Origin of the sequence: Paenibacillus agaridevorans, from assembly GCF_003112455.1 — a bacterium.
GTDB lineage: Bacteria > Bacillota > Bacilli > Paenibacillales > Paenibacillaceae > Pristimantibacillus > Pristimantibacillus agaridevorans.
The window spans coordinates 18,457-25,379 of sequence record NZ_BDQX01000005.1 but is presented as its reverse complement, the minus strand read 5'-3'; the positions used below and the strand labels follow the sequence as shown (position 1 = coordinate 25,379).

The following is a 6,923-nucleotide window of genomic DNA, read 5'->3' as shown; positions in this document are numbered from 1 at the left end:
CCCGCCGCATCCGGTATGCGATGAGATGCTGCTGAATGCTGCAGCCCATCTCTTCCTGGAACAGGGCGTTCAGATAGCTGCGCTGCAAGCCGACGAACCGGGCGATGGCGGCGACAGTCAGACGATTGGCATAATTCATCTCGATCATATGGACGACTTGCGCGATATAACGATCCCGCGACCGCGTCTCCGGCGGGACGGGTTGCGGCGTCTGGGCTTCCACGACGGCAGACAGCCATTCGTAGAGCAGTCCTGTCAGCCGGATGTCCCGGCCGGCCCTCATGGAGGCCGTTTCCTCCATTCTCCCGATTATGCCTTCGTAATATTGTGCGTCCTCGGCCCGGAAGATCGGCCGTTCAACGGAGAGACCGGCTTGGCCGAGCAAGGTCGCGGCTTTGATTCCGTCGAAGCCGATCCAGCAGTAGCGCCAAGGATTATCCGGATCCGAGGCATAACGGGCGACAATTCCTGGAGCGATCAGGAAGCCTTGTCCGGGACCTAAACGGTATCCGTTGCCCCCGATTTCGAAGTTTCCTTCGCCCCCCAGGATGCAGTGGATTTTGTAATAATCCCTCACGCCCGGACCGACGATATGATTGGACGAGCATTGCTCCATACCGAACTGAATCAGATGCAAGTCGAGCTGATGCAGGTTGGGAGGCAGAAATTCGATCATGGCGGGCAGCTCCTTTCTATAATTATTTTACCGGATTACGAGCTTCATGCCATACGATATTGTACGAATAACTGATTTGAACACGTACTTTAAGTGCCGCCGTTATAACGACAAGACCGCCGAAGAAGCTCCACGGCGGTCTTGTTGCTTTGTAAAGGACATGATGCTACTCCAAGACTGGCGGGCAACAACCAGCGACGCCGACTAACGAGCCTATCCGGCTAACAGGAAAATCTCCCTCTAATCTCACGCTAGGCGCCCGTTATTCGGAAGTAAAGGGAAAATCACCCTCTAAATATGGCGGAATACGACTGGAGTATCGATTTCACCCGAATTAGAGGTCGGATTTCCCTTTATTTTGCCTATTGCGCGAAGAATCGATGAGATAGAGGGAGGATTTCCTACTATATACCACGACAAAAGGGTGTTTTTCGAAATGCCGAGTTTCCAAACTGAATTTGGCGAAAAAACTTGCCTCCAAACGTGTGCGCGCCGGAATGAAACGCAAGGAACGCTAGCAGATGGCCGGCCGAATAGCGTTGGCAAACGTCTCGGGTTGGCCAGACGACGAATCGTCGTCCGGGGTTCTCCGTTCGATAAATCGTCGTCCAGCGTTTCCGTTCGACGAATAGTCGTCCGGGATTCTCCGTTCGACGAATCGTCCGTCCGGGGTTCTCCGTTCGATGAATCGTCGTCCAGCGTTTCCGTTCGATGAATCGTCGTCCAGCGTTTCTGTTCGACGAATCGTCCGTCCGGAGTTTCCGTCCGGCGTTCTCCGTTCGACGTAACGCGGCCGGCTTACGCTTGCGCGCCGTCGCCCTTCGAAATCCGGTCGATCAGCTCGAGCTCTTCGGCCGAGAACGTCAGGTTGTCCAGCGCGCGGACGTTCTCTTCGATCTGGCTGACCTTGCTCGCGCCGATAAGCGCGGATGTGACGCCGCCGTCGCGCAGAACCCAGGCGAGCGCCATCTGCGCCAGACTTTGACCGCGCTGCGCGGCCAGTTCGTTCAACTGACGGACAATAGCCAGCTTCCAATCCGGGATGCTGTCCTTGTTCAGGAAGCGGCTATGCCCGGCTGCACGGGAATCGGCAGGAATCCCGTTTAAATATTTGTTCGTGAGGACGCCTTGCGCGAGCGGCACAAAGCCGATGATGCCGACGCCCTCCTCGTTCATCGCGTTATGCAGGCCGCCTTCGATCCAGCGGTCCAAAATGGAGTAGCTGGCTTGATGGATCAGGCAAGGCGTGCCAAGCCGCTTCAAAATAGCCGCGGCTTCGCGCGCCTCGGCCTCCCTGTAATTGGAGATGCCGACATACAGCGCCTTTCCTTGACGAACGATGAGGTCCAGCGCGGACATGGTTTCTTCGAGCGGCGTGTCGGGATCCGGACGATGATGGTAATAGATATCGACGTAATCCAGACCCATGCGGCGGAGGCTTTGATCCAGACTGGCCACGAGATACTTCTTGGAGCCCCAGTTCCCGTATGGACCCGGCCACATGTCGTAGCCTGCCTTAGTCGAGATGATCAGCTCGTCCCGGTAAGGGGCGAGATCCTTTTGCAAGATTTGGCCGAAGGACTCCTCCGCTGAGCCATAGGGCGGTCCATAATTGTTCGCGAGATCGAAGTGGGTAATGCCGGCGTCGAACGCCGTGCGCGCGATCGATCTTCCGTTCTCGAACACATCCTGTCCGCCGTAGTTATGCCATAATCCGAGCGATATGGCGGGAAGCTTGATGCCGCTGTTGCCGCAGCGGTTATATACCATTTCGTTGTATCGATTGCCATTAGCCGTGTAAGGCATGTTTGTAATCCCTCCGCAACGTTTATAATCATATTACTAAGCTTTATTATGATGCCGCAATCGAAGGATTCATATAGTGCGAAACCTGATCTGTATGGCATAATGCTTGCTATGTTCGCGGCAAATAGAGGGTTGCATCCCATGTCTGCGCGTTAAGGCGTTATCTGTTATACTATTATCTTAGTAATTAGTATGAACAAGGTAAATTGTAAGCCAAACAAGGAGATTATCGTTATGCCAACAGTAAAACCGAACAAGATGACTTTGACGGAAATCCTGGGTAAGCTCAAAAAAGACGAATTGACCGAATTGCGCCGAGCGCTGGATGTTCGAGGCGTCAGCCAACTCAATAAAGCCGACCTCGCCAAACGATTGACTGCCGAGATCGTCGACAAGATGGAAGACAGCCTGGAGCGAATGGACATCGAACGCTTTACGGTACTGCAGAGCGTCATGAAAGCGCCGGGCGGCATCGTTTCTATAAAAAAAATCGACGACAATTATGATTCCATGTATTTTCAGCAATATGGTTTGCTCTTCGCGATGGACGATTATGTCTTTATGCCGCAGGAAGTCGTCGCGAAGCTGAAGACGCTGGATATGGACAAGCAGATGGACATGCTGAAACGCAACGAACGTTGGGCTAATCTGACGAGAGGCCTCCTGTTCTACTATGGATACATGGACAAGGAGACGTTAACCGGGCATGTAGAGAGGCTTACGGGCGAGCCGGTCGACGGAACGGCTTTCTGGAGAGTTGTCTGCGATCTGGCCTTTTATGATTATAGTCTTAATTACGACGAAGATAACGTATGGAACTTCATGTTAAAAGATCCGTCCGAGTTGATTGCCGAGCAGCAAAATCGCCCAAATCTTCCTTATTATCCTTTTGCGGAGCCGGAGGTGATCCGTGCAGCCGCGCACGATTATGTGGATCGTCATGAAGGCTACAAGAAGTTCGCGTCCGTCTTGCGAAAGCATTGGCGAGTAGACGCCAAAAGTCTGGACATCATGGCCGACGAAGCCGCGTCCGCCATTCAGAACGGCGCTTCGATGAATGATCTTCTTATTCAATTAATGGAGCATCTGGAGCTGGGATCGGACAAGGAAATGAACGAGTTGATGGATGCGCTGGCGTCCTTCCATAATCATACGCGGATGTGGGTGCTCAAAGGCCATTCGCCGGAAGAGATGTCCGCCTACAGACAAGGCGCCGGCCCGGTGCTGCACCCTCAAGGCGCGAACGCTGCAACGGTTGCTCCTCTCGCCGACCGTCCGGCACCGCTAGACATGCCGAAGGCCGACGTCTACAGCTTCCAGACGAAGCAGAAGATCGGCCGCAACGAACCGTGTCCTTGCGGCAGCGGCAAAAAATACAAAAAATGCTGCGGTGCCGGAGCGTAAGAAGCATATGCGTCAATAAACAGCCGGCAATAAATAACCGTCAATAAACAACCGGCATCAAGGAAGAAGATCGCAAGGACCTCCTGATAGGGGGCTTGCGATCTTCTTTCTTTTTCGTCTCCGGTCGGGAACAATTGGGCGACGCGGAGCGTCTATACCATTACACAACAGGCCGGAGTAGAGAGGGGACGCTGGACGATGAACAGATTATCAGGGCTTGCCTTGTTATGGCTGGCGGCGATTGTATTGTTGATAGCTTGCGGCGGGGAAGAGCGGCCGGAGGGGCCTTCTTCCACCGCAAATCCGATTGTGGCGGAGCGGATGGACAATCCGAAGCTCGTGCATAAGGGAGAGCCGTTCGAGATGCGGCTGAACGTGGAGAAGACGACTTATAAGGCAGGAGAGCCCATTGTGCTATCGGCTTCGCTGACGTACACGGGGGACGAGAAAGAGTTTACGGTATGGGGATCCAGCAGCGCCAAGGTCGGCTTCACTCTGACAGACGGGAAGGACTTCGATATGGACGGTGCCAGCACCTCGGATTTGACGCCTATGAAATTCGCTCGGGGAGAGACGATGGAGTTCCCGTTCGTGAAGAGCGGTGGCTACGGCTCCGATGATCCCGATGCGGAGTACTGGAGAGCCTTCTACGCGGAAAAAGAGCTGAAGCTGCCTGCCGGACAATATTTGATAGCCGCGCACTGCAACTTCTCCTTGACGCAGGACGTCGTGGACAGTCATTATGACGGCGATGTGTATACAAAGATCACAGTAGTGGAGTAGGCAAGACGGGAAGAAGGATAACGAAGGTTAGTCCTTCTTCGCCGCTGGACCGGATATGGCCCGATGTTTTCGTCAGTCATCAGTTTCAGGAGGTAGCCGCCTCGCGATAGGCGCTGGGGCTGCGGCCCTCTTTGTTTTTGAAAGCGCGGCTGAAGGCGTGAATGCTTGGGTAGCCGAGCATATCGGAGATGTCTTGCACGCTGAGAAGCGAGTGCTTAAGCAGGCTGCGCGCCCGTTCGACCCGCATCTGCTGATGGAATTGGATCGGAGTAATGCCGTACGTTTCTTTAAAGCGCCGAATGAGATGATGCTTATTCAGATGGAACTGCTCCGCCAGCTCCTCCAAAGCCAGCTCGCGGCCGGCGTTCTCGCTCAGATAGAGCTGGATATCTTCGAGCCTGACGGAACCTTTCCCGCTTGTTCGCTTCAGTTGCGGAGCTTGCGCATCCCTGAGGAGACAGACGAGCAGCTCCAGGAGCAAGCTTTTTACCCGAACTTGATAATAGGGAAGTCTCATCTCTTGCTCGCGAATAATTCTGAACAGCAGTTCCTCGAAGGGATGGACGGTTTGGAGCCGGATCAGGCTGCCCAGCCTGAGCTCGGGACCCGATAGCAGATCGTCGCGGAACCAGCGTTTCTCCTCCGGGGTCATATCCTTCTCGTGCTTGAAGGAGACGGGCACCTCGGAGCTGTCAAACGTTTCGTGCAGGTCGAAGTGAATATGGGGCTGATGCACGGGGCCGTGCTCCGGCACGCGAAGGACGTGCGGCTGGCGGGGCTTGAACAATAGGACGTCGCCGCTCCCCGCCACGATCGTCTCATGTCCGAATTCGACCTCGAGCGTCCCTTGCTTCACGTATAGCAACTCATAATCCCATAACATTCGCTCGTCCAGCACCGTACCGGGATGGAGCCAATGATCCATGGCCACCCGCACATAAGGCGACAGCGTTTGTACCGACGACAGCTCCATCGTTAACCTCCAGGACTTCCCTATTGTCAAAGTCTGCGACCTCTCGACTCTCCTTCCATTATAATCGCCAAAAGAAACTATACAATTGCTAAATCCGTTCTCCGGCATCCCCGTTATAATGGCATTATTGCGAATGCAGGCGCTTTCGATCCGCAAGCCGCCGGCATATAACAGACGACATGGAGGTTGATTGGCGATGAACTACGAATTTAACGGTACGGGAATGGGGCTGGGCAATCTGGCGAGACTTTCGAACGCGGTAACGCGGTCGGTATCGCCGGAAAATTTCACGGGAGAAAAGGGCAAAGGCGGAATGGCCACCGAAGGGGAAGGACTCGGTCCATCGGGTACGCTGGGACAAGGGTGGAAAATTTCGCCTTGCATTCAAGTGGAGCCGGGCACGGCGTTTACGATGGCGGACATTGCCGGACCGGGCGTCATTCAGCATATTTGGCTGACTTGCCCCGTGGAATCATGGCGGCATTTGATCCTCAATATCTACTGGGATGACGAAACGGAGCCTTCGGTTCGCGTGCCGGCAGGAGATTTCTTTTGCAACGGATGGTGCGAGCGCAGTCTAGTCAACTCCTTGCCGATCTCCGTTAATCCTGCCAACGGGTTCAACAGCTACTGGGAGATGCCTTTCCGCAAGCGGGCGCGGTTCACGATGGAGAACGTGGGGACGGAGCGGAAGGTGCTTTATTATCAAATCAATTATACGCTAACCTCCGTGCCGGATGACATGGCGTATTTCCACGCGCAGTGGCGGCGCAGCAACCCGCTGGCTTACATGGACGTGCATACGATCGTGGACGGCATCCGCGGCAAGGGGCATTACGTCGGCACCTATCTGGCCTGGCAGGTCAACAGCAACAACTGGTGGGGCGAGGGCGAGGTCAAATGTTATCTGGACGGGGACACGGAATTCCCGACGATCTGCGGTACGGGACTGGAGGATTATTTCGGCGGCGCCTGGAACTGGGATATGGACGGTCAATACGTCACGTATTCCACGCCGTTCCTCGGCATGCATCAGCATATTAAGGCGGACGGGCTGTACCGCGCCAACCAACGTTTCGGCATGTACCGCTGGCATGTGATGGATCCAATCCGGTTCGAGACGGACTTCAGGGTGACGGTCCAGGCGCTGGGCTGGCGCTCGGGCGGCAAGTACTTGCCGCTGCAGGACGATATCTCTTCCGTCGCGTACTGGTACCAGACGGAGCCGCATGTCCCGCATCCGGCGTTGCCGCATCGGGAGCAGCTGGAAGTGATTTGACG

At 54.9% G+C, this 6,923-nt stretch carries 6 protein-coding genes; 3 read left to right on the top strand and 3 right to left on the bottom strand.

From position 1 onward, the window contains the following. Together PAT3040_RS00165 and mgrA are read right to left on the bottom strand one after the other, a co-directional pair. Window positions 1-676: AraC family transcriptional regulator (locus tag PAT3040_RS00165; protein WP_108991030.1), on the bottom strand; the 676-nt coding region annotated here is incomplete at its 3' end. Window positions 677-1,474: 798 nt separating this feature from the next. Then, window positions 1,475-2,482: an L-glyceraldehyde 3-phosphate reductase gene (gene mgrA, locus PAT3040_RS00160; RefSeq protein ID WP_108991029.1), complete on the bottom strand. Its 1,008-nt coding sequence runs from the start codon at window positions 2,480-2,482 to the stop codon at window positions 1,475-1,477. 234 nt (window positions 2,483-2,716) lie between these two features. On the opposite strand from mgrA, the gene PAT3040_RS00155 reads away from it, so the two are divergent. Then, window positions 2,717-3,886 carry a YecA family protein gene (locus tag PAT3040_RS00155; protein WP_181376350.1) on the top strand — a complete coding sequence of 390 codons (1,170 nt, stop codon included), beginning with the start codon at window positions 2,717-2,719 and terminating at the stop codon, window positions 3,884-3,886. Between the two features lie 198 nt (window positions 3,887-4,084). Continuing rightward, window positions 4,085-4,669: a hypothetical protein gene (locus PAT3040_RS00150; protein ID WP_108991027.1), complete on the top strand. Its 585-nt coding sequence runs from the start codon at window positions 4,085-4,087 to the stop codon at window positions 4,667-4,669. Window positions 4,670-4,754: 85 nt separating this feature from the next. Here the strand turns inward: PAT3040_RS00150 and PAT3040_RS00145 are convergent, their stop codons facing one another. Further along, window positions 4,755-5,642, bottom strand: a complete 888-nt coding sequence (locus PAT3040_RS00145) for an AraC family transcriptional regulator (RefSeq protein WP_181376349.1) — start codon at window positions 5,640-5,642, stop codon at window positions 4,755-4,757. 196 nt (window positions 5,643-5,838) lie between these two features. Here PAT3040_RS00145 and PAT3040_RS00140 point away from each other — a divergent pair, with 196 nt between their 5' ends. After that, a complete protein-coding gene (locus PAT3040_RS00140; protein ID WP_108991025.1) occupies window positions 5,839-6,921 on the top strand; it encodes a glycoside hydrolase family 172 protein in 1,083 nt (360 codons plus the stop codon). The last annotated feature ends 2 nt before the right edge of the window (window positions 6,922-6,923 follow it).